Genomic DNA, 21,206 nt, shown 5'->3' with positions numbered 1-21,206 from the left:
ATCGGCGAACGGCTGCCACGAGCCGCCCGCGCTCCTCTCCCATGGCCCACAATGGACCCTCACACGTTCACATGACGCAGTGGAGGACGCGGACGCATGGCTGTCGGAGGGGGCAGGGAGTCGGCCGAGCGGGTCGAGGCGGAGCGGCCGCTGCTGGAGCACCTCAAGGCGATGGGCTGGCAGCACATCCAGGGCGCCCGGCTGAAGGAGGCGGGCGAGCGCGGCGACTTCCGGGAGGTGCTGCTGGAGCGGCGCCTGCGGGCCGCCCTGCGCCGGTCCTCGTCCTGGATGACGAGCGACACGCACGCCGAGGCGGCCGTTTCAGCGCTTCGTACCGCCACTCGTCACGTGTCCGCCCAGTCGCTGCCGCAGGCCAACCGCGACGTCACCACGCTCCTGCTGCACGGGGACATGCAGCAGGGGCCCGACGACAAGCAGGTGCAGGCGAAGTTCTTCGACTGGTCGCAGGAGGCGCTGGAGGGGAGCCGGGACGAGATCCTCGCTCGTAACGACTACCTCGTCGTCGACCAGTTCCGGGTGCACGACGCGGACGGGCGGCCGTCCGTGCTGGACCTCGTCCTGTTCGTGAACGGTGTCCCGCTCGTTGTCATCGAGTGCAAGTCGCCGGACATACCCGATCCGCTCAGCAAGGCCATCCGTGATCTGCGGGCCTACACCGGTCGGCCCCTGGAAGAGGACACCCGGCGTGGCTCAGGCGCCCCCCGAGGCGTGCCGCACCTGTTCGTTCCCGCACAACTCCTGGTCGCCGCCGACGGAACACACGCGGCGCTCGGCACGTACTCCTCGGCCGAGCAGCACTACGCGCTGTGGCGCAGCGTCACCCCGGACTACGGCGATCCGGACCGGCCGGGTGACGACGGCGTCGAGGACCTACGCCGTGAGCTGCGCGGATGGGGGTTGCTCGGACCGCAGGAGGCGCCCTCGCTGCAGCAGCGGTTGAGCGCGATCGTCCTCAAGCCGGGCAACATCCTCAACATCGTCCGGCACTATGTCTTCGAGAAGCCGGTCGACGAGGACAACGACTCCGGCCCCGTGCGGACGAACCGTCGTGTCAAGGCGGCCGAGCCGAAGACGGTCAAGGTGGTCTGCCGTCATCAGCAGTACCGGGCGACCGAGAAGATCGTGGCACGGCTGCGCACCCGACCGAGCCGTCGGGTCACGGGTGGCGAGCGGGACGAGCGCGGCGGTGTCATCTGGCATACCCAGGGCGCCGGTAAGAGCTTCACCATGCAGTTCCTGGCCCGTCGGCTGCACATGAGCCCGGACCCCACCCTGAACGGGATCACGCTCGTCGCCATCACGGACCGTACCGACCTCCAGCGGCAGCTGCGCCGGGCTGTGGCACTGAGCGACTCGGAGATCCGGGAGGCCACCTCGCGCACGGACCTGGAGAGTCTGCTCCGCCGGGCCGGACGCTCCGGCGGACGGGCCGTGATCTTCGCGACGATCCAGAAGTTCCTCGGCGATCTGGCGCCTGCCACGGGGGAGAGCAAGGACACGGCCGACGGTGTGGACCGGGCGCTGGCCGAGGACTTCGAGCAGGCACGGCAGCGCGTCGATGCCGGCGAGAACGCCGAGGAGGTCGCCGACCCCACCCCGGACGAACGCACTCTGAAGCGCGCCGAGCGGATCTTCCCCGAGTGCAGTGACGAGGACCGGGTCCTGGTCCTCGTCGACGAGGCCCACCGCTCGCACACCTCGGTCCTGCACGCCTGTCTGCGCAAGGCACTGCCCAACGCGGCCCGGATCGGTTTCACCGGCACCCCGCTGATGCAGGGCCGACTCACCGACACGGGGCGCATCTTCGGTCTGGAACCGAGCAGCGAACCCGGAGGCCGTCCAGAGTTCCTCGACACGTACCGCATGACCGAGGCCGAGCGCGACAAGGTCGTCGTACCCGTGCGGTACGAAGGCCGGGCCACCACCGCAGAGGTGCGTGACAAGGAGCGGCTGGACGAGTGCTTCGCGGACCTGATCGAGTCGCTGGACGAGGACCAGCAGGAACTGGTGCGGGAGAAGTACGGCGCGCCCTCCGCACGGACCGTGGCCGAGTCCATGCCGTTGATCCGCGCCAAGGCGGCCGACATGCTGGCCCACTACATCACCGGACCGCTCACTGGCGGCTTCAAAGCCCAGGTAGCCGCGGTGAGCCGACGGGCGGCAGTCCTCTACCGCGCGGCCTTCTGGGACGTCCGAGCCGAATTGCTGGTGCGCGTCGCCGAGTTCGACCGCAGCGGACGGCGTGAAGCCCTGCGGGGCAAGGCTCCGGAGACGTACACCGCGGAGGAATCACTCCTGCTGCGGGCCTGGCAGTTCCAGGAACTGCTCCGGCGGATCGACTTCGTACCTGTCATCTCCGCCGGAGCCGAGCAGAAGGAGGGGGTGTGGCGCGAGTGGACCGACCCGGAGGAGCAGCGTAAGCACATCGCGCGCTTCCTGCGGCCCTTCCCGCAACTGCCGCCCGACAACCCCTGGGCGACCTACCCGACCGCAGAGCCGGACCCGGTACCGGCCGGATCCGTGGGCAACATGAACCCCTGGAGCGATCTGGTCTTCGGCGGCGGTGCCACCTCCGCCGACAACAGAGGTGACGAGGCGGGGCAGCCGCCCATCGCGTTCCTCATCGTGAAGTCGATGCTGCTCACGGGTTTCGACGCTCCCATCGAGCAGGCGCTCTACCTGGACCGGCCCATCCGTGACGCCGAACTCCTCCAGGCGATCGCCCGCGTCAACCGCCCGGCCCGCCGGAAGCAGGAGGGGCTCGTCGTCGACTACTACGGTGTCCTGACCAACCTCGGCGTGACCCTGGCCGCCTACCGGGGCAACCCGGCCGCCCTGGACTCGCTGCGCAGCATGGCCGCCGAGATCCCCGAGATGAAGCGGGCGGCAGACCTGGTCCGCGAGTTCCTGACGGCGACGGGCATCGATCCGGACGGCCTCACGACCCGCACGGCCCTCAGCAGCGCCGTGCTTGCGCTCGCGGATCCCACCGTGCGCGCCGAGTTCGACACCCGGCTGGGCGACTTCCTGGGTGCTGTGGACCGAGTCCTGCCGCACGAGAAGGCACTGGACCATCTCCACGACGTACGGGAGTGGAGCGTCCTCCAGATGCGGGTACGCCGCCACTACCGGGACGACACCGGTGGCGGCTTCGCGATGCGGGGATACGGTCGGAAGGTACGTGCCCTCATCGCCGAGCATCTCCGGGCGCAGGAGGTCGAGCAGAGGATCCCGCCCGTCTCCATCCTCGCCCCGGACTTCGACGAGGTGGTCGGAACCCTTCCCGTGCGCGAAGCGGCCGCCGAGCAGGTGCAGGCGCTGCGCTACCACCTGGAGGAGCGTCTGGCGGTGGAGGAACGACCTGTATACCGGCAGCTCTCCGTGGAACTGGAACGCGTCCTGGAGGAGTTCGCCGGGAACTGGGAGGAGATCTCCCGTGAACTCCTGCCGTTGGTCGACCGGGCCCGGCGGGCGGAGGAGACCGATCCGGCCATCGCCGACCTGTCGCCGATGGAGCAACGGCTGTATGTGCTGATCGGGGAGAAGCTGACCGACAGCGAGACGCTGGAGGAGGCCTCGCCGGAGCGGCTGCGGCAGCTCGTCGACGAGGTGTACGACGAGATCACCGCCGTGGTACGGCTGGCGTCGTTCGGCGGGCGGGAGCGCCATGTGACGTTGCTGGAATCACGTCTCTACCAGCGGCTGCGGGCCGCGGGACTGCGCGGTTCGGGTGCCGCGCGCGAGGCGGTCAAGCGGCTCGCATCGGCCCTTGCGGGATACGCGACGGAGCACCTCGCGGAGTTCCGGGCCGAGGCACGGCAAGAATAGGTCCATGACCGATGCCCGGCCCGCCGACGATCAAGCTTGCTGCGACGACTCCGTGATCACCGAAGACGGGCGGCTGTCCGTCGACGGGCGGGAGGTCTGCGTCCGGATCAGCGCACGGCGTCGTCGCCTCGGCTTGACCGTCGAGCGGGACCGTTCCCTGACACTGCATGTTCCGAAGGGATGTGGCCTTCAGCGGGCTGAGCAGTTCGTAAGGGACAGCGACAGGTGGATCGGTGACAAGACCCGCCTCAGCGCCGAGCGTCGCCAACTGCATCCCGTCCGGGAGCTCCGGGGCGGGGAGATTCACCGCTACCTGGGACGGGACTACCGGCTACTCGTCGTCGACGACGAGTACGGAGATGAGGAGCCGGGCGGCTTGGCGCCGCCCGCTGCAAAGCTCGTGGCGGGGAGGCTGCGCATGCCTGCCTCCGTCGTCGCCGATCCGGCTCTGGCGAAGAAGGTACTCGCTGACTGGTACATCCGGGCAGGGCAGCGCTGGATGCGGGGGAGGCTCCAACCCTGGGCGTCTCGGATGGACGTTCCGGAAGCGCTGGTACGAGTACGGGATCTGGGACACCGGTGGGGAAGTTACCGCACCGGGGCCGGAGGCGAAGGAACGATCTCCCTTCATTGGGCGACCTTCCAACTGCCGATTCACCTCATCGACTACGTCGTCGCGCACGAACTCGCCCATGCGCGGGTGTCCGGTCACGGACCCGACTACTGGAGACTGCTCGGCAGAGCGCTCCCCGAGTGTCGCCGACTGAAGACCGAGCTGGACGAACTCGGCAGACGGGTGTGGATGGGCGACCTGCCGGGGTGAGGGCGTGGGCCCGGGCCGCGACGAGACGATGTACTTCGCCCCGGCCGCGGACCCTCCCGGCTACTACCACCTGGCCAACCGCACCAGCTACAAGTGCGCGGACGTCGGGGGGCGTCGTACGCGGACGGCGCCAAGATCCGCCGTTGCGGCTGTCTGCCGAACCTGCCGAACAACCAACTCCGGCGTTACGGCAATTGACGACCGCCTGACGGCCGCCTGACGCGCCGACGACAGACGGCGGTCCGGGCCCCGGCCCCGGGCCGCCATATCCATTCCTTGACCGTGCCATGGGTTGTTCCTGGTTCCCGGAAGACAGGCTGAGGACAAGCATCTACGCGGGTAGCCCGCCGCCCCGCACGCCACGCCCGTCCTCACCGCCCTTCCAGGAGTCCTGAATGCCCGTCAATCCCATGAACCGCCGTGAGTTCGTGCAGAAGTCGGCCGTCACCGGTGCCGCCGTGGCCGTCGCGGGAACCGTCGGTACCGGTACCGCCCAGGCCGCCGAGGCCGGCCACGGCCGGCCCAAGCCGCCGAAGGCGCCCAAGACCTGGAGCTTCTCCATCCTGGGCACCACCGACCTGCACAGCCACGTCTTCAACTGGGACTACTACACCAACGCCGCGCCCGTGGACTCCAAGGGCAACACCTACGGCATCGCCCGCATCGCCACCCTGGTGAAGAACATCCGCAAGGAGAAGGGCGCGGACCGGGTCCTGCTGGTCGACGCCGGCGACATCATCCAGGGCACCTCGCTCGCCTCCTACTACGCGAGCGTCGACCCCATCACCGGCAAGAACGGCAAGCGCGGCCCCAAGCACCCCATGGCGATCGCCATGAACGAGATGCGCTACGACGCGGCCGCCCTCGGCAACCACGAGTTCAACTACGGCATCGAGGTCGTCCGCACCTTCGAGAAGCAGTGCGACTTCCCGCTGCTCGGCGCCAACGCCCTGGACGCCAAGACGCTGCGGCCCGCCTTCCGGCCCTACACCGTCAAGCACATCAAGGTCCCGCACGGCCCGGACATCAAGGTCGGCATCCTCGGCCTCACCAACCCGGGCATCGCCCTGTGGGACAAGGACAACGTCTCCGGGAAGATGGCCTTCACCGGTCTGGTCGAGCAGGCGAAGAAGTACGTCCCGCGACTGCGCGCCCTCGGCTGTGACGTCGTCTTCCTCACCGACCACTCGGGCCTGGACGGCTCTACCTCGTGGGGCGACGAACTCCCCTACGTGGAGAACGCGTCGAACCTGGTCGCCGAGCAGGTGCCCGGCATCGACGCGATCCTCGTCGGCCACACCCACGTCGACGTCCCGACGTACACGGTGAAGAACGCGGAGACGGGCGAGGACGTCCTCCTCTCCGAGCCGTACTGCTACGGCTACCGCCTCTCCCGCTTCGACTTCGAGCTGGAGCTGGTGAACCACTCCTGGAAGATCACCAAGAAGACCGCCACCACCCTGAACAGCAACACGGTCGCCGAGGACCCGCGGATCACCGAACTCCTCACCGCCGACCACGAGTTGGTGGTCAAGTACGTCAACACCGCGATCGGCACCAGCACCACGGCGATGTCGACGGCGGAGGCCTGCTGGAAGGACGTCCCCGCCATCGACTTCATCCAGCAGGTCCAGATGGACGCGGTGAAGGCGGGCCTGTCGGCGGCGGACGCCGCGCTCCCGCTGATCTCGGTGGCCGCGTGCTTCAGCCGGACGGCCACCATCCCGGCCGGTGACGTGACCATCCGCGACGTCGCGGGCCTCTACGTCTACGAGAACACCCTCTACGGCAAGAAGCTCACCGGCGCCCAGCTCAAGGACTACCTGGAGTACGCGGCGAAGTACTACCACCAGGTCCCGAGCGGCACGGCGGTGGACACCGCCACCCTCACCAACGCCAACAGCTTCTGGGACTACATGTACGACATGGCGGCCGGCGTCGACTACGAGATCGACATCGCGGCGGCCGAGGGCTCGCGCATCAAGAACCTGACCTACAACGGCACCGCGGTCGCCGACGACCAGGTCTTCGTCGTCGCCGTCAACAACTACCGCGCCAACGGCGGCTCCGGCTACCCGCACATCGCCGCCGCGGAGATCGCCTACAGCTCCACCAACCAGGTCCGCGACCTGATGGTCGCCTACGCCACGGCGAAGGGCACCATCGACCCGGCGGCCTTCGCGGCCACCAACTGGAAGCTGACGCAGGGCGGCACGCCCGTCTTCTAGTACCTCACAGCTCCACGCGCGGTGGCCCCACCCCTCGGGTGGGGCCACCGCTTTTTCTTTTCCCTGAATAAGAGTGACCTGTCGATTTCATTTGTGGATTTCGTTGTTTCTGTGAATCCTGAAAATCTTGCACCGATCGTCATTCGACATCTCTATTCGGCTGGGTTTTCGCATTGAGTGTCAACAATGTTGTTGGTAGCGTCCGCGGTGCGTTCCTCAGATCTTCCGACCAGCCAACGGGTCCCTCCGTATGGCTAGTTCGGCATGCCGAAGGAGTAGTTTGTGAGCAGAGAGAGAACCCGCCTTGTCCGCTCCAGGCGGACTCGAAGGGCCGTGCTCGGAGCCGCCACGGCCCTGGTGCTCGTCGGCGGCGGATTCGCCGTGGCAAATGCGGCCACGGCCGGCAGTGAGAAATCTGCCGCAGGCGTCCAACGCCCGGTCGACAAGCAGGCAAAGGGCACCGCGGCCGTGGTCAGCGCCGCCAACGCCTTCCTGAACACCCTGACCTCCGACCAGCAGGCCTCGACCCTGCTGGACTTCTCCCAGGCGAACGCCACCGCCTGGTCGAACCTGCCCTGCGGCGGGACCTGCCGCCCCGGCATCCAGTTCGGCACCCTGTCGGACGACCAGCTGGCCGCCGCCGAGGCCCTGCTGAAGACGGCCCTGGGCACCGGCAAGGACACCGGCTACGAGCACGTCCTGCAGACCCTCGAGGCCGACGACGTGCTCGCGTCGGCCGAGAGCACCAGCTCCGCCTCGGCAGCACCGACGGACGCGCCCACGGCGACCGACTCGGCCTCCGCCACGGCGACGGACTCGGCGTCGGGAGACCCGTCCGCCACGGCCACCGACTCCGCCTCCGCGGCGCCCACCGACGTCCCGACCGGCGCCCCGCCCTCCGGCGGTGCCGGCGGCGGGGGCGGCTTCTCGTACGGCAGCGGCTCCTACTACCTGGCGTTGCTCGGCACCCCGTCCAAGACCGGCTCCTGGCAGCTGCACTTCGGCGGCCACCACCTCGCCGTGAACATCACGTACAAGGACGGCAAGGTCTCCGGCGCCAGCCCCTTCTTCACCGGCGTCGAACCGACCAGCTGGACCGCGGACGACGGCACCACGTACGCGCCGCTGGCGAAGTTCCGCAACGGCCTGCTGAAGCTGACCGGCAGCCTGAGCACCGCGCAGCTGGCCGAGGCCAAGCTGTCGGAGTCGTTCAGCGACGTGCTGCTCGGTCCCGGCAAGGACGGCGACTTCCCGGAGACCAAGGAGGGCGTCAAGGTCAGCGAGCTGTCGCCGAAGCAGAAGAAGCTGGTGCTGTCCGCGATCCACCCCTGGATAGCGGACGTGGACGACGCCACCGCCGCGCAGCTGATGAAGACCTACGCGAAGGAGCTCGACCAGACCTACGTCTCGTACTCCGGCGGCACCGGCCTCGACACCCAGGGCGACTACGTTCGCATCGACGGTCCCAGCGTGTGGGTCGAGTTCGTGGTCCAGAACGGCGTCGTGTTCCGGGACCAGGTCCACTACCACACCGTGTACCGGGACCACACCCGCGACTACGGGAACGAGTTCTCCTTCTCATGACCGGATCGCGAAACTGGCTGACCACCGTCCTGACACGCCTGGTGGCCGGGATCGCGATCGTGGTACCGGCGGCGCTCCTGCTCGGGGCGTCGCCGGCCGCCGCGCATCCGATGCCGCACTCGGTGGTGCAGCTGGACGTGTACAGGTCCTCGGTGTCCGCACGGCTGGAGCTGCCGGTCTCCGACTTCTCGAGGGCCAGCGGCATCGACCTGGACGACGTCAGCGGCAAGGCCGTCCCTGCGGCGCGGGCGAAGGCGATCCGCACCTACCTCGCCCGGCACATCCACCCGACCACCACCGGCGGCACGGCGTGGCGGGTCGGCATCGGCGCGATGCACCTGAGCGCCACCCAGCAGACGTCCACCGGCCCCTACCGCGAACTGTCCGTCGCCGCGGTCCTCACCCCGCCCGCCGGCGCCGACGTGCGCCACTTCACCTTCCGCTACGACGTCATCGTGCACCAGGTCGTCACCCACGTCACCCTCGTGACGGTCCGCCAGGACTGGGCGAACGGCCAGGTCGACGGCGAGGGCACCACCCAGGTCGGCACGATCGAGCTCGACGTCCGGCACATGAAGGTCCCGGCCCTGAAGGTCGACCTCGGCCCCGGCAGCGCCTGGCGCGGCTTCGTCGCGATGGTCGAACTCGGCGGCAACCACATCCTGACCGGCACGGATCACCTGTTGTTCCTGCTGATCCTGCTCCTGCCGGCCCCCTGGCGGCGACCGGCGGCCGCTGGACCGGACTGGTGGGCCCTCGCAAGGCGCTGGCCCGCATCGGCGGCATCACCCTCGCCTTCACCGCGGGCCACTCGGTGGCCCTGGCCGCCACCGCCCTGGGCCGCCTCCAGATCCCGTCCTGGCCGGTGGAGGCGTTCATCGCCGCGAGCATCCTGGTCGGCGCGATCCACGCGATCCGCCCGCTCTTCCCCGGGCGGGAGGCGGTCGTGGCAGGCGTCTTCGGCCTGGGCCACGGCATGGCGTTCTCCTTCGTCCTGGCCGAGATGCACCTCTCCACGGGCCAGTTGGTCACCAGCCTCCTCGGCTTCAACCTCGGCATCGAATTGGTCCAGCTGCTGCTGGTCTGCCTCGCGCTGCCCTCGCTCCTGGTCCTGGCCCGGCTGCGCGTCCAACCCGCGCTCCGGCTGACGGGCGCGGTGCTCACCGGCGTGGCGGCCCTCGGCTGGCTGGTCGACCGCCTCGGCCTGCCCAACCCGGTCGCCCGCGCCGCCGACAGCGCCGGCTCCCACACCACGCTGCTCCTGATCACCCTCACGCTGGCCGCACTCACCAGCGCCGGGTGGACCCTGGCCACCCGCCCGCACGGCACCCCACAGGGGCTCAGGCCCCGATGGCGCGCAGACCCGGGCGGCATGGGCTCCGTGTCTGTGACCCGTCGCGAGCGTTAGGCCATTTGATCAGGGTCGGTCCAGGATCACGAGGGGGGAGGAGACGGGCGTGGAGATCAGGGATGTGCATCATTCCTACCGTCGGCGTGTGGTCTTACGGGGCGTTGACCTGCGACTTCGGGCCGGAACTCTGTGCGGGATCGTCGGGGAGAACGGCGCCGGCAAGTCCACGCTGCTGAAAATTCTGTCCGGCGAACTGCGGCCCACGCATGGAACGGTCCGTCATAGCGGCCGGTTCGGCTACTGCCCACAGCACGTGGTCATCAATGACGCACTGACCGTCCGGCAGCACCTGACGTTCTTCCGGACGGCCTACCGCCTCACCGATGTGCACTACGCCGAAGAGATCATGGGCGTGCTGGGCTTCACCGAATACGCCGATGAGCGAGCCGGTGTGCTCAGCGGCGGCACGCGGCAGAAGCTGAACGTGACACTGGCGCTCATGCACGATCCGCAGGTCCTGTTGCTGGACGAGCCGTACCAGGGCTTCGACTGGGACACCTACCAGCGGTTCTGGGATCTGGCCGCGCGGCTGCGGGATGCGGGACGCTCGGTCCTGGTCGTCTCCCACCTCGCGTACGACACCGGGCGCTTGGACGAGCTGTGGCGCCTGGACAGCGGAATGCTGCGCGCGGACGAGGCGGGGGCCGCCGCGTGAGGTCTCACCTGACCCACTTCGCTGTCGCCACCCGGTTCACGCTCATCGAACACGGCCGCAACCGGTTCGCCATGATTTTGGTGATCCTGTTCGTCCCGGTGTGGACCTCCCTGGCGTACCTGGCGATGCCCGACACCCCGGCCCGGATGCGGCTTCGCGCCACCGGGGAAGCACTGGCCCCGCACGGCAATGAACTGACCGCGATCAGCGGAGCGCTCAACGCCGTCACCCTGATCACCGGTTTCATGATGTTCGCCGCCACCTTCTCCGGCAGCGGCTTCGACCGCCGCCTGGCGATGGCCGGCTACCCCCGCCCCCACCTCGTCCTGGCGAAAGTCACCGCTCTGGCTCTGGTCTCGGCGGCGGTGGCCGCTTATGCGACCGGGGTCATCTGCCTGGCCTGGCCCCCCCGCCAGCCTCTCCTGCTCGCCGCCTCCCTGTTCTGCGCCGGACTTACTTACGGCGCTCTGGGAGTCGGCTTCGGGTCCCTGCTGCGCCGGGAAGTCGAGGGGATGTTCGCCATCGTGATGACCAGCATCATCGATCTCGCGCTGCAGAACCCCATCACGAGTTCCGGGGCCGACAATCCGCTCATGCGCTACCTGCCCTCGTATGGGGCCATGCAGGCCAGTACGGCGGCCGGATTCTCCACCAGCCCGGTCCCCGGGCATCTGGCCCTCCAGCTCACCTGGTTCGGGCTGGCCGCCCTCGTCGCCCTGCTGGGCTTCCGCAACAGCACCCGCAACTGCCTGCCGACCGCCTCCGCTCCGCCGCTCGGGCCGCGAAGCGGCGAGGCCGACATTCCCGCACCGCGCCAAACTGCCGGCCCGTCGGTCACGGCGTCCGACACGAAAGCACACTGAGGTCCCGGCTCCCGACATGCGCACCACCTCGCACTCCACTACGGCAGACCTCGACGCCTCTCTGCCAGCACAACGAGGGCGACCCACCCACCGCCCGCCCACCGGCGAAGACCCGTCTCTGCGGGCGGCGTACCGGCTGTGCCGGCGCACCACACGACAGCACGATCCCGCGATCTACCTCCTCATCCAGCTGATGCCGACCATGCTGCGCCCGGCCGGGTGGGCCCTGTGGGCGGCAGCGACCGTCCTGGACGACCTGGCCGACCAGCGGGATGCGGAGCCGGCCGAACGCGCGGCCCGCGTCGAAGCGTGGACAGAAGCCCTGCAACGCGACCTGGCGGTCGGCACGAGCGGGGATCCGGTCCGGCACGCCCTGGTGGACACCGCCCTGCGATGGGGCCTGGACCTGTCCAGCCTACGAGGCGCCATGAACAGCACACGTGATGACACCCGCGGCCGGCACTTCGCCGACTGGGCCGCGTGGCGGGCCTGGTGCCGCGAGGGGGTCGTGCCCTGGGCCGACCAGGTACGGCACCTGTTCGAACGGGCCGGAGCGCCGATGACGCTCCGGCTGGACCGGCAGCAGGACTACAAGCGGTTCATCGACGGCGCCCAGCTCACCGACATCCTCACCGACCTGAGCGCCGACCTCGCCCAGGGCGACCTGCTCCTGCCCCAGGAGGCCCTGGAAGCCTTCCCCGGCGCCGAGGACGATTTGCGGCAAGGAAGCTGGAGCCCGGTCACAGCGGCTTTGATCCGGGAGCTGACGGCTCTGGCCCGTCAATGGGTGACCAGGCCGGCGATGACCAGAGGTATGCACCCGGGCGCTGCCACCGTGCTCGACACGGCCGCCTGCCTGATGCGCGCCCAGCTCGATGCCGTCGACGCGGCCGGCCACGCCCTGCTCAAGCGCGCCCCGCGCCCATCTCTCGCGGCCCGCACCCGCATCCTCGCCCCCGCCCGCATCCGCTCGAGACTGGCCTGGAGCCTGACGCCCCTGACCGTGCCCGGACCCCGACGACCCGCGGCGACCGTGAGCGGTCCGAGTCCTGAAGCCGAGAGCACCACCCTTCGGCCCCCGCCACCGCACCCCGGCGGCGCCCGGCCCCCGCAGATCGCGGCCGACCGGATGCCCGCCCACGTGGCGGTCATCATGGACGGCAACGGCCGCTGGGCCGAGCAGCGCGGTCTGCCCCGCCCGGAAGGCCACCGCGCCGGCACGGCCGCCGGCCACGAGATGGTCTACGGCGCCCTGGAGATCGGCCTGCGCCACCTGACCCTCTACGCGTTCTCCACCGAGAACTGGAAACGCGACACCGAGGAGATCACCACGATCCTGGAAGCGATCCGACGCGACCTCGACGAGGGTCCCATCCGTGACCTCGACGTACGCCAGCGCTGGTCGGGCCACCCCGACGGACTGCCCGAGGAACTCGTCCAGGCTCTCCTGCGCGAGGAGCGCCGCACCCGCAGCCGCACCGGCCTGACCCTCACCGTCTGCATCAACTACGGCGGCCGCGACGAGATCACACGGACAGCCGCGGCCCTCGCCCAGGCAGCCCACGCAGGCGACGTCGACCCCGACCTCATCGGTGAAGACGACTTCGCCCGCCACCTGCCCCACCCCGACATGCCGGACGTCGACCTGCTGTGGCGCACCGGCAACGAACAGCGCACCTCCAACTTCCTTCCCTGGTACACCACGTATGCCGAGTTGTACTTCACCCCCAACTACTGGCCCGACGTCGACCGGCGTGATCTGTGGCAGGCCATCACCGAATACAGCCGACGCCAACGACGCCACGGTGGCGCCCCGCAGTAAGGCGCACCGCTTGTGACCGGCTGAAGGGAGCTAATTAGACGCCGGTCCGTCCGTCGACGAGCTCTCGCACGATGTCGAGATGCCCGTTGTGTCGGGAGATCTCTTCGATGAGGTGGAGGATCACCCAACGGAGGTCCACGTGGCGACCGTCACTGATGGGACGCTTGGCCCTTGCGTTCAAGTCGTGGTCGGACAGCAGGCGACGGTAGCGGTCGCTCTGCTCTTCGTATGCGGCGAGAAGCTGGGGCAACGGGATGTCGACAGCTGTCCGCATCTCGGGGTCGGGGTCGTCGTCACTCGCCTGCGTGAGCGGACCCGCTGGTTCCTCCCCCAGGAACATCACTTGGACCCAGTGGTACTCGACCCACCGCAGATGGCTGATCAGCCCACACAGGGTCATCAGCGGTGAGTTCGGAAGCGGCGCCCTGCGGGCGTCTTCCACAGACACGCCCTCGCACTTGGCTCGCGCCGTGTCACGAGCGTAGTCCAGGAAGGTGATCAGCTGCGTGCGCTCGTCCCAGGTGGGAGGCGTATCGGTTCGTTGCGTCATCGCGGGGAGTCTCCCGCAGGTCGTAGGGGCACGCGAGTGATTAATGAACACCACCCCGTCGAGTACTGCCTCATCCACCCTGGGCACGTCGGCCCGGCAAGATCCGCCGGACAGCCTCTAGTGCGGTGACCGCTCTATATCCTGTGTCGGCATCTTCGGGGAGGGCATGTCCATGCAGCACACCAAGCGAGCAGCGGTCGTTGTCGTTGCCGCTGTCCTGATGAGCGGTTGTTCGTCGGACGATCCGGCGCAGGCCAAGGAGTGGCAGGGCGATTACTGCGCCAAGCTGGGGTCCTGGCAGGATGCGGCGCACGCCACGACCCCCAGCGACAACACCGAATGGGCAGGGCACGAGGCCATCGAGGCCGCGAAGAGGCTGGACCGGGCCGGACTGGAACACGGCGGCACCCACATCCTCGACGACACCGTCAACGCGGTTCGCGGCGACCGCGGGGCCGAGGGGCGTGCGGTGGCCTACTGCGACAGCGCCGGCTTCGAGGGCTCGGTCGACTGGGCCGGCTAGCGGGCCGAGGCGCCACCCTCCAGGAAGGCGGCCCAGGAGGCCGGGGAGACGGTGAGGCGGGGGCCGTCGGGGCCGTTCTTGGAGTCGCGGATGTGGATGGTGCGGGGGCAGGGGGATATTTCGAGGCACTGGCCGCCGCTGTCGTCGCTGTAGGACGACTTGCGCCAGGTGTAGGCGGTCTCGACGCAGTTGCCGCCCCCGCCGTCGCTGTAGCTGGACTTGAACCACCGAAGGGTTCCGGTGTCGGTCATCGCTTCTCTCCTGCCAACCGTTCGATGAGGCTCACCGAGTCGTCGGTACTCAGGGCCTGTGCGCGGATCTTCGCATAGCGGTGGGCGAGTTGGGACACTTCCTCCGGTTCGCTGACCAGGATGCCCTGGTCTTCGGTCTCCATGTAGACAACGTGTTCGTGGTCCGCGGTCACCACCATCTTCATGGCGCCGCGATCACCGGCGTGCGTGCCCCGCAACCCTCGCTCCATCGGCAGCACTTGCAGACACACATTGTCCCGCTGTGCGTCCTCGGCGAGCGAGAGCAGTTGTCCACGGAGTACCTCCCAGGACCCGAACGGTCGCCGCAGCACGCTCTCTTCGAGGATTAGCTCGATCATCGGCGCCGGCTCCCGCTTGAACAGCGCCCGGCGGGCCAGTCGCGCCTCGACCAGCTCCTCCCGCTTCTGCTCGGAGGCCGGCGGGAAGCTGCCTCCGATCAGTGCCCGTGCGTAGTCCTCGGTCTGGAACAGACCGTCGACCACGAACGTCTCGTACGACGAGATCGTGACCGCCCCGGCCTCCAGCTCCGAGAAGCCCCGGAACCGAGGAGGGTACTTCTCCAGCAGCATGTACTTGCGGGCCTTCTCGAAGACTCCCATCCCGCCGCCGATCGCCTCCTCCAGCGCCACCAGCATCTTGTCGCTGGCGGGCTGCGCGCAAGTCTCCATCGCGCTGATCGCGGACGCCGTGTAGCCGGTCCGCTTCCCCAACTCCTCCTGTGTCAGCTCCTGTTGCTCACGCAGTGCCTTCGCCAGGGCGGCCACCATCTGTGCCGTGCCGCTCGCTTCCTCTTTGTTCTCAGCCCGCGCCATTGCGGTCACCCCCGAACTCAACCGAACTCAACCGGTCACAACCAACCCACCCTGATTTCCGACCGTATTCGGTGGTCGACTCAGAGTTATGGCGACGGTAGCCGCAGGTGCCGAAACTGATCCCATGAATGCGCAAAATGCTCCCTTAAGCCTCGGCTGGCTACCCGCCTCCGGTGTTCAACTCCGCAAGGCCGGCGTCCAGTTCGATGCCGTCCGCGTGGACGACGGCGACTGGGGGCGGCGGCTCGCCGACCGGCTCGCGGGGATGACCGGCGGGGATCCGGGGCCGGTCATCGAGGTCGCGAGCAGGCGGCGGTGTGTGTACTTCCTCGTCGCGGCCGGGAGTACGGACCACCTGCCGTGGCCTGCGGAGGTGACCAGACTGACCGCCGATCCGGCCCGGGTGTCGTACATCCCGATCCCCGCGCTGGACGACATGACCTGGCCGTTGTCCTGGCGCTTCCGGCCGACCGCCCCCGACCGTTTCGTACACACGCGACTTCTGCGCACCGCGCCTTCACTCGCCGGAGTGAAATGCGCGAACAAACAGCCAGGAAAAGGGGGTTCCGGCTTGCGCGCGCCGCTTTGTGTGGCCCTAAAGTCACGATCAACAGATTGCCCCCGCGGTGCGCCAACACCCGGGGGCTCGACACCGGGAGCTACCACTCCGATGCGCGTTCATCGTACGGCGCCCCTGCGCGCCTTCGCAGCCCTCGCCAACTCCCGTTTCGGGGACCGACGTCTGTCCTGGGCGGCGGCGGGCGTACTGGCGTACCTCTTGAGTCTTCCGAGCGGCTCGTGGATCACGGAGCGCATGCTCGCGGCGCGGCGCCGGGAAGGCTGCATGACGGTCGTCGCCTCCCTGCGTGAGCTGGAGGAACGGGGCTATCTGCGGCGGGTGGTGCGGCGGGATCCGGTGACGCGGCAGTACTCGACGATCTGCGAGGTATTCGAGAGGCCGTACGAATGTCGGCCACCGGTGGGTGAATTGCAAAAAGTTCACCCCGTGGCGGCCTAGTCCCCAAGAGAAAGGAACGTAATGACCGCTGTGCTTGATCGGCCCGAGACGGTATACCGGAGGTATACTTGCATCATGGCTGACACCACCGTCAAGGTCGACCCCGCTGTCCGTGATCGCCTCATGGTGCTCGCCCGAGAGCGTGGGATGACCATGCGCGACCTGATCGCCGAACTCGCTGGGGCCACGCCCACGCAGGAGGAACTGCGCAAGCGGTATGAGGAGGCGAAGGCGTACTGCGAGACGCACTTCGGGGTGACCTTCACCGACGAGGAGCACGACCGGACGGAGAAGGTCTGGCAGGACCTTGAGGCCGGTCGGCCCGTGGACAGCCTGTGAGCGCGATGAGGGCCGGTTCCACCGGTGTCGTCTTCGACGAGTCCGCCCTGCTGGCACTCGGCTCGGGGAACTCGCTGGCCTCCCACTTCGTGGCGAACACGGAGCACGGGCCCACCCGGCATGTCTACGTCCCCGCACTCTGCCTGGCCGCCGCCGACGGCATGCGCAAGGGCGTCGCGGAGCACATCGGTGCGCTTCCGGCCGTCGAGATCGTGGAGTTGGACTTCGCCGGTGCCTCCACGGTCGGCGCGCTGCTGCGTGACGGCGTGGAGTGGCGGCTCGGGCACGCGGTCCATCTGTCCCGGCCGACGGGCGACTGGCCCGACGGGCGTCATGTGGTGACCGTCGACCCCGACCTCTACGCCGACATGCCCCTCGTCCGCACGATCAGGCTGCCGCACCAGCGGTGACCGCACTACGGGCGGGGCGCCTCTCCACCCGGCGCCCCGCCCGTCAGCTGAAGACGATCATCGACCCCTGCGCCAGACTCCGCGTCGCCGCCGCGTGCAGGCCCAGCCAGACGTGGCGTTCGCGGGCGAAGGGGCTCGGGTCGTAGGGAGCCGGGACCGCCGGTTCCTCCAGGTCGGTGGGGGCGGCGGGGGGTTGCGGCGGGGCCGGGGGGTTCGCCGGGTCGATGCCGATCGACGGGGCTACGTACTCCAGCTCGCGCAGCAGCGACTGGGAAGAGCCCAAGGGGCCGCCGCTCGCGAGGAGTTCGTCGCTGGAGAGCGGGTTCGGGAAGTCGACCGGGACGTAGGCGCCCGCGTGGTCGTAGTGCCAGACCAGATGCGACTGCTGGGCCGTCGACTCGAACATCTCCAGGAGCTGCTCGTAGTCACCGCCCAGGTCGTCCACCGGGGAGACGGGGAGGCCGCAGACCTGGAGGAGATAGGCGCGGCGCAGGAAGTGGAGCGCGTCGTAGTCGAAGCCGGCCACCGGGGCGACCTCGCCGGACAGGCCCGGCATGTACTGGTACACCGGCACCGGGGGCAGCCCGGCCTCGGCGAGCACCTTGTTGTATTGCGCGAGTTCCTCGGCGAACGGGTTGTCGGGCGTGTGGCACAACACGTCGACGAGCGGTACCAGCCAGAGGTCACAGGCCAAAGAGGGCTCCTCATATCAGCGCGATATCAGCGCGTTCACAGCAAGTGCTCAGCTAGGTGGTCAGGGAAGAGTAATCGGTGCGGCGCCGGTCAGCTCCCCTCGTGCAGATCCCATACCCAGACCCCACCGGTCCACTTACCGGGTTTTCCGGTCAGAGCCTCGACCGCCTGCCGCAGCTTGTCGTCGTTGGGCTGCGGGGCGACCACCAGGACGCCCGCCTTCCAGTAGGCGAAGTCCTTCGCGGCCTGCGCCCGCCAGTTCTTGCCGATCACCGGCACCTTCCCGCTGTAGCGGACGTCCCGCAGCATGCTGGAGGTGTAGCGCGGGACGGCACCGTAGATACCGATGCGGTCCTCGCCGTAGGGGCCGTTGAAGTATCCGCCGGGGAGCTTGAACCCGAGGTCCGCCGCCGTCTGCCAGTGCAGCGCCTCCGCGTACCCGGGATCGGGGAGCGGGAGCGGGACGAGGGACTCGCCCTTTCCCACGTACGACTTCCACATCCCGCTCGCGATGAACTCCGGCACCGCCGTCCGCTGCTCGGACTTGAGCGGGGCGGGGACGATCGGGAGCACCGCGAGCGCGATGGCGAGCAGGCCGAGGTACTGGGTGCCGACACGACGGGTGGCCAGCACCTTCTCGATCGCGAGCGCGAGCAGCACACCCAGCGCCGGGGCGCAGATCATCGCCACCCGGCCCTCGATCACCGACTCGAAGAGCGGCAGCTTCCGCACCAGCGCCCAGGGGCCGGAATACACCGTGTCGGTCAGCGGGACGCGGATCTTCGGGCCCAGCGACAGCACGGCCGCGGCCAGGGAGGTGAACGCCAGCGCCTTGACCAGCGGCCGCTCCCACAGGCGTACGACGATCCCGAAGGCGAGCAGGACCAGCGGCCAGCCGTAGAACGCGTTCTGCTCGGTGGGGTTGAGGGCGAGCTCGTTGGCGCGGCCCGCGTCCCCGAAGAGCAGCGAGCGCTCCGCGAAGGCGAGGAGCGAGAGCGGACTGTTTCCGGCGTCGTCGCCGTGCAGGACGCTGTGGTAGCTCTGCGGCCCGGTGAACTGCCAGTAGAGCGGAAAGGCGACGACCGGGAGGCAGACCGCCCCGGCGATCAGAAGCCCCTTGCCCAGCGGGCGCCAGGACTCCTTCGCCACCTGCGGTCGTACGGCCGCGTAGGCCACGGCGAACAGGGCCATGCCCAGCGCCGCCAGCAGGAACGGCTCCTCGCCCAGGAAGATCTGGTAGGCGGCCATCAGACCGAGCACGATCCCGTCCCGCCGGACCCGGGCGCCCGCGGCCAGCCGCAGGGCACGGTCGATGATCAGCGGGATCATGAACAGGATCACGAAGTTGGGGTGCGCGTTGGCGTGGCTGACCATCGGCGGCGCGAAGGCCGCGAGGGCCGCGCCGACGAAGGCGGCACCCCGGTGCCGCACCACCCGCTTCACGATCAGCCAGTACCAGGCGACGGCGGTCGCGGCGAGGCCGAGGGCCATGCAGACGCTGAGCGAGACGGCCGGTCCGGCGAGCAGCGTGAGCGGGGCGAAGGGGACGGAGACGCCCAGCATGACCGTGTTGGCCATCAGGTTGACGCCGTCGGGGAAGTTCTGGAAGTCGGAGAAGAGCGGGTTGCGGAAGTGCGCGAGGTTGTCCGCGGTCACCGCGAAGAACCACTCCCACTGGTTCTGGTCCTGGAGGGAGTCGGTGAGATAGCGGTGGTCCGGGTCGAAGAAGCGGCCCGAGTAGAGGGCCATCGACAGGGCCAGGAAGAGGACCGTGACCAGCAGGTCGGCCGGGCGCAGGCGGCGCAGCCGGAGGCGGGCCAGGTCCCCGAGGACCCTCGGGTAGGCGAGCGGGCCGACCTTGGAGCCGGGCTGGTGGCTCCAGCGGACCGGCACCTCGGCGATGGCCCCGCCGCCCCGGTGCAGATGCTGGAGGACCTCGACGTCGATGCCCCAGCCGTCGAGGCGGGACCCGGCGAACGCCTCCCGGGCCCGGTCGCCGTCGAACAGCTTGAAACCGCACTGCGTGTCCTTGATGCCGGGCACCGCGGTGGCCCGTATCAGCAGGTTCCCGGCGCGGCCGAGCAGCTCGCGCAGCCGGTGCTGGTGGTCGGATATCTCCGCGCCCGGCACCGCGCGCGAGCCGATCGCCGCCGCGTTGCCCTCGCTGAGCGCCTTGTCGAGCAGCTCCAGCTCCTCGATCGGGGCCGCGAGATCGGCGTCGGTGACCAGCACCCGGCGGCCGCCGCTGGCGGCGACCCCGAGGCGCAGGGCGTTGCCCTTGCCGCGGTTGCGGTCAGCGGAGACCAGCCGGACGTGCGGATGCCCTAAGGCCGCGACCTCGCGGGTCCCGTCGGTGGAACCGTCGTCGGAGACGATCACTTCCCAGGAGCCGAAGCGGTTCTCGTTGCCGGCGAGGTAGCGGGTGACGGCGTCGAGCGTCGGGCCGAGCCGTTCCTCCTCGTTGTACGCGGGGATGACCACGGACAGGTCCACGGTCTCCGGGGGCGCGGTCATCCGTTCTCCGACAGACGCTCGATGAGGGCGAGGGAGTGTGTGTTGTACGCGGCGACGATCCCCCGGGCGGCCTCGGTGTCCCGCCGGGACAGCGCATCGACCAACTCGGTGTGCCGGGACCACAGATACCCGCGTAGATCGGGCAGCCGGCGCAGCTGCTGCACCGCGCACACCCAGGACTGCACGCGCAGCCGGTGCAGGAAGTCCCCGAGATAGGGGTTGCCGAACAGCGCGGACAGCTCCCGCCAGAAACGCAGGTCGTAGCCGACCAGCACGGTGAGGTCGCCGGCGGTCGCGGCGCGCTGGGCCTCCTCGCCGCGCCGGCGGACCGCGGCCAGGGCGGCCGTGACCCGGGGCTCCTGGGGGTCCTTGAACGCGGGGTGGTGGCCCTGGGCGAGGGCGTGGAACATACCGTCGATGACCAGGCTGCGGGCCTCGATCATGTCCCGGTAGTCGGTGAGCGAGTACTCCGGGACCCGGAAGCCGCGGTGCTGGTCGGCGTCGAGGACGCCCTGCGCGGACAGGTCGACCAGAGCCTCGCGGACGGGCGTGGCGGAGACCCCGTACTGCTCGGCGATCTCCTTGACCGTGAACTCCCGGCCCGGCTGGAGGCGTCCGGCGAGCACCTCGTCACGGAGCGCGTCCGCGATCTGCTGGCGCAGGGTACTGCGGGTCACAGCGCCGTTGCCGGGCATCGTCGGGTGCCTCTCCTCACGCGTTCGGGTGACGTGCTCGCTTACATGTACATCTACGAGCACGCCACCTTACGCGTTCGGGTTCCATGAGCGCCCCTTCAGGGGCGCGGGGAACTGCGCGCTCAGCCCCCACCGCCCCGCACCC

At 69.2% G+C, this 21,206-nt stretch carries 19 protein-coding genes; 12 read left to right on the top strand and 7 right to left on the bottom strand.

All coding sequences use genetic code 11. The annotated features are described in order from the left end of the window. The first annotated feature begins 96 nt into the window (after positions 1 to 96). The 4 genes from AB0N16_RS25565 (at position 97) to AB0N16_RS25550 (ending at position 8,484) form a co-directional block, all read left to right on the top strand. The gene (locus AB0N16_RS25565; RefSeq protein ID WP_365800415.1) at positions 97 to 3,849 is read left to right on the top strand and encodes a type I restriction endonuclease; all 3,753 of its coding nucleotides are present in this window, start codon (positions 97 to 99) and stop codon (positions 3,847 to 3,849) included. A 52-nt stretch (positions 3,850 to 3,901) separates the two neighbouring features. After that, positions 3,902 to 4,672 carry a SprT family zinc-dependent metalloprotease gene (locus AB0N16_RS25560; RefSeq protein ID WP_365800413.1) on the top strand — a complete coding sequence of 257 codons (771 nt, stop codon included), beginning with the start codon at positions 3,902 to 3,904 and terminating at the stop codon, positions 4,670 to 4,672. Positions 4,673 to 5,067: 395 nt separating this feature from the next. Beyond that, positions 5,068 to 6,900 carry a 5'-nucleotidase C-terminal domain-containing protein gene (locus tag AB0N16_RS25555; protein WP_365800411.1) on the top strand — a complete coding sequence of 611 codons (1,833 nt, stop codon included), beginning with the start codon at positions 5,068 to 5,070 and terminating at the stop codon, positions 6,898 to 6,900. Positions 6,901 to 7,182: 282 nt separating this feature from the next. After that, positions 7,183 to 8,484 (top strand): DUF3500 domain-containing protein, encoded by a 1,302-nt coding sequence (locus AB0N16_RS25550; protein WP_365800409.1) that lies wholly within the window; start codon positions 7,183 to 7,185, stop codon positions 8,482 to 8,484. Here the strand turns inward: AB0N16_RS25550 and AB0N16_RS25545 are convergent. Next, entirely contained in the window at positions 8,457 to 9,164 is a 708-nt protein-coding gene (locus tag AB0N16_RS25545; RefSeq protein ID WP_365800407.1) for a hypothetical protein, read from the bottom strand. The genes AB0N16_RS25550 and AB0N16_RS25545 overlap by 28 nt on opposite strands. A 68-nt stretch (positions 9,165 to 9,232) precedes the next feature. On the opposite strand from AB0N16_RS25545, the gene AB0N16_RS25540 reads away from it, so the two are divergent. The 4 genes from AB0N16_RS25540 to uppS are packed head-to-tail and all read left to right on the top strand — an operon-like array spanning position 9,233 to position 13,235. Further along, the gene (locus AB0N16_RS25540) at positions 9,233 to 9,892 is read left to right on the top strand and encodes a HupE/UreJ family protein (RefSeq protein ID WP_365800405.1); all 660 of its coding nucleotides are present in this window, start codon (positions 9,233 to 9,235) and stop codon (positions 9,890 to 9,892) included. 49 nt (positions 9,893 to 9,941) lie between these two features. Further along, on the top strand, positions 9,942 to 10,550 hold the full coding sequence (locus tag AB0N16_RS25535) for an ABC transporter ATP-binding protein (protein ID WP_365800403.1): 609 nt from the start codon (positions 9,942 to 9,944) through the stop codon (positions 10,548 to 10,550). Then, the gene (locus AB0N16_RS25530; RefSeq protein WP_365800401.1) at positions 10,547 to 11,413 is read left to right on the top strand and encodes an ABC transporter permease; all 867 of its coding nucleotides are present in this window, start codon (positions 10,547 to 10,549) and stop codon (positions 11,411 to 11,413) included. Before AB0N16_RS25535 ends, AB0N16_RS25530 begins: the two co-directional genes overlap by 4 nt. Positions 11,414 to 11,429: 16 nt before the next feature. Then, entirely contained in the window at positions 11,430 to 13,235 is a 1,806-nt protein-coding gene (gene uppS / locus AB0N16_RS25525) for a polyprenyl diphosphate synthase (protein WP_365800399.1), read from the top strand. Between the two features lie 34 nt (positions 13,236 to 13,269). Here uppS and AB0N16_RS25520 read toward each other — a convergent pair whose 3' ends face one another. Continuing rightward, positions 13,270 to 13,785, bottom strand: coding sequence for a DinB family protein (locus tag AB0N16_RS25520; protein WP_030947091.1), 516 nt, complete (start codon positions 13,783 to 13,785; stop codon positions 13,270 to 13,272). A 172-nt stretch (positions 13,786 to 13,957) separates the two neighbouring features. Here AB0N16_RS25520 and AB0N16_RS25515 point away from each other — a divergent pair, with 172 nt between their 5' ends. After that, complete coding sequence (locus AB0N16_RS25515; RefSeq protein WP_365800397.1) at positions 13,958 to 14,308, top strand: hypothetical protein; 351 nt, start codon at positions 13,958 to 13,960, stop codon at positions 14,306 to 14,308. On the opposite strand, the gene AB0N16_RS25510 is transcribed toward AB0N16_RS25515, so the two are convergent. Both AB0N16_RS25510 and AB0N16_RS25505 read right to left on the bottom strand, forming a co-directional pair. After that, on the bottom strand, positions 14,305 to 14,559 hold the full coding sequence (locus AB0N16_RS25510; protein ID WP_365800395.1) for a DUF397 domain-containing protein: 255 nt from the start codon (positions 14,557 to 14,559) through the stop codon (positions 14,305 to 14,307). The genes AB0N16_RS25515 and AB0N16_RS25510 overlap by 4 nt on opposite strands. After that, positions 14,556 to 15,392, bottom strand: coding sequence for a helix-turn-helix transcriptional regulator (locus AB0N16_RS25505; RefSeq protein WP_365800393.1), 837 nt, complete (start codon positions 15,390 to 15,392; stop codon positions 14,556 to 14,558). The genes AB0N16_RS25510 and AB0N16_RS25505 overlap by 4 nt, the downstream gene beginning before the upstream one ends. An 88-nt stretch (positions 15,393 to 15,480) precedes the next feature. Between AB0N16_RS25505 and AB0N16_RS25500 the strand changes: the two genes are divergently transcribed. The 3 genes from AB0N16_RS25500 (at position 15,481) to AB0N16_RS25490 (ending at position 17,159) form a co-directional block, all read left to right on the top strand. After that, positions 15,481 to 16,410: a hypothetical protein gene (locus AB0N16_RS25500; RefSeq protein ID WP_365800391.1), complete on the top strand. Its 930-nt coding sequence runs from the start codon at positions 15,481 to 15,483 to the stop codon at positions 16,408 to 16,410. Positions 16,411 to 16,485: 75 nt separating this feature from the next. Beyond that, entirely contained in the window at positions 16,486 to 16,749 is a 264-nt protein-coding gene (locus AB0N16_RS25495; protein WP_365800389.1) for a hypothetical protein, read from the top strand. Between the two features lie 5 nt (positions 16,750 to 16,754). Then, positions 16,755 to 17,159, top strand: a complete 405-nt coding sequence (locus AB0N16_RS25490; protein WP_365800636.1) for a hypothetical protein — start codon at positions 16,755 to 16,757, stop codon at positions 17,157 to 17,159. 43 nt (positions 17,160 to 17,202) lie between these two features. On the opposite strand, the gene AB0N16_RS25485 is transcribed toward AB0N16_RS25490, so the two are convergent. The 3 genes from AB0N16_RS25485 to AB0N16_RS25475 all read right to left on the bottom strand — a co-directional run bounded on the left by AB0N16_RS25485 (position 17,203) and on the right by AB0N16_RS25475 (position 21,061). Then, positions 17,203 to 17,853 carry a hypothetical protein gene (locus AB0N16_RS25485; protein WP_365800387.1) on the bottom strand — a complete coding sequence of 217 codons (651 nt, stop codon included), beginning with the start codon at positions 17,851 to 17,853 and terminating at the stop codon, positions 17,203 to 17,205. 89 nt (positions 17,854 to 17,942) lie between these two features. Continuing rightward, a complete protein-coding gene (locus tag AB0N16_RS25480; protein WP_365800385.1) occupies positions 17,943 to 20,366 on the bottom strand; it encodes a dolichyl-phosphate beta-glucosyltransferase in 2,424 nt (807 codons plus the stop codon). Beyond that, positions 20,363 to 21,061: a GntR family transcriptional regulator gene (locus tag AB0N16_RS25475; protein ID WP_365800383.1), complete on the bottom strand. Its 699-nt coding sequence runs from the start codon at positions 21,059 to 21,061 to the stop codon at positions 20,363 to 20,365. Before AB0N16_RS25475 ends, AB0N16_RS25480 begins: the two co-directional genes overlap by 4 nt. Positions 21,062 to 21,206 lie beyond the last annotated feature (145 nt).

The sequence above is a fragment of the Streptomyces sp. NPDC051105 genome, from assembly GCF_040682795.1.
In the GTDB taxonomy this organism is placed as follows: domain Bacteria; phylum Actinomycetota; class Actinomycetes; order Streptomycetales; family Streptomycetaceae; genus Streptomyces.
The sequence above is the reverse complement of the archived record's forward strand: the minus strand, read 5'-3'. Positions and strand labels throughout refer to the sequence as shown.

Coding starts and splice junctions, on each gene's coding strand:
- AB0N16_RS25475 (WP_365800383.1), bottom strand. CDS start 21,061: ATGCCCGGCAACGGCGCTGTGACCCGCAGTACCCTGCGCCAGCAGATC.
- AB0N16_RS25555 (WP_365800411.1), top strand. CDS start 5,068: ATGCCCGTCAATCCCATGAACCGCCGTGAGTTCGTGCAGAAGTCGGCC.
- AB0N16_RS25505 (WP_365800393.1), bottom strand. CDS start 15,392: ATGGCGCGGGCTGAGAACAAAGAGGAAGCGAGCGGCACGGCACAGATG.
- AB0N16_RS25480 (WP_365800385.1), bottom strand. CDS start 20,366: ATGACCGCGCCCCCGGAGACCGTGGACCTGTCCGTGGTCATCCCCGCG.
- AB0N16_RS25490 (WP_365800636.1), top strand. CDS start 16,755: ATGAGGGCCGGTTCCACCGGTGTCGTCTTCGACGAGTCCGCCCTGCTG.
- AB0N16_RS25500 (WP_365800391.1), top strand. CDS start 15,481: ATGGCGACGGTAGCCGCAGGTGCCGAAACTGATCCCATGAATGCGCAA.
- uppS (WP_365800399.1), top strand. CDS start 11,430: ATGCGCACCACCTCGCACTCCACTACGGCAGACCTCGACGCCTCTCTG.
- AB0N16_RS25520 (WP_030947091.1), bottom strand. CDS start 13,785: ATGACGCAACGAACCGATACGCCTCCCACCTGGGACGAGCGCACGCAG.
- AB0N16_RS25495 (WP_365800389.1), top strand. CDS start 16,486: ATGGCTGACACCACCGTCAAGGTCGACCCCGCTGTCCGTGATCGCCTC.
- AB0N16_RS25510 (WP_365800395.1), bottom strand. CDS start 14,559: ATGACCGACACCGGAACCCTTCGGTGGTTCAAGTCCAGCTACAGCGAC.
- AB0N16_RS25565 (WP_365800415.1), top strand. CDS start 97: ATGGCTGTCGGAGGGGGCAGGGAGTCGGCCGAGCGGGTCGAGGCGGAG.
- AB0N16_RS25515 (WP_365800397.1), top strand. CDS start 13,958: ATGCAGCACACCAAGCGAGCAGCGGTCGTTGTCGTTGCCGCTGTCCTG.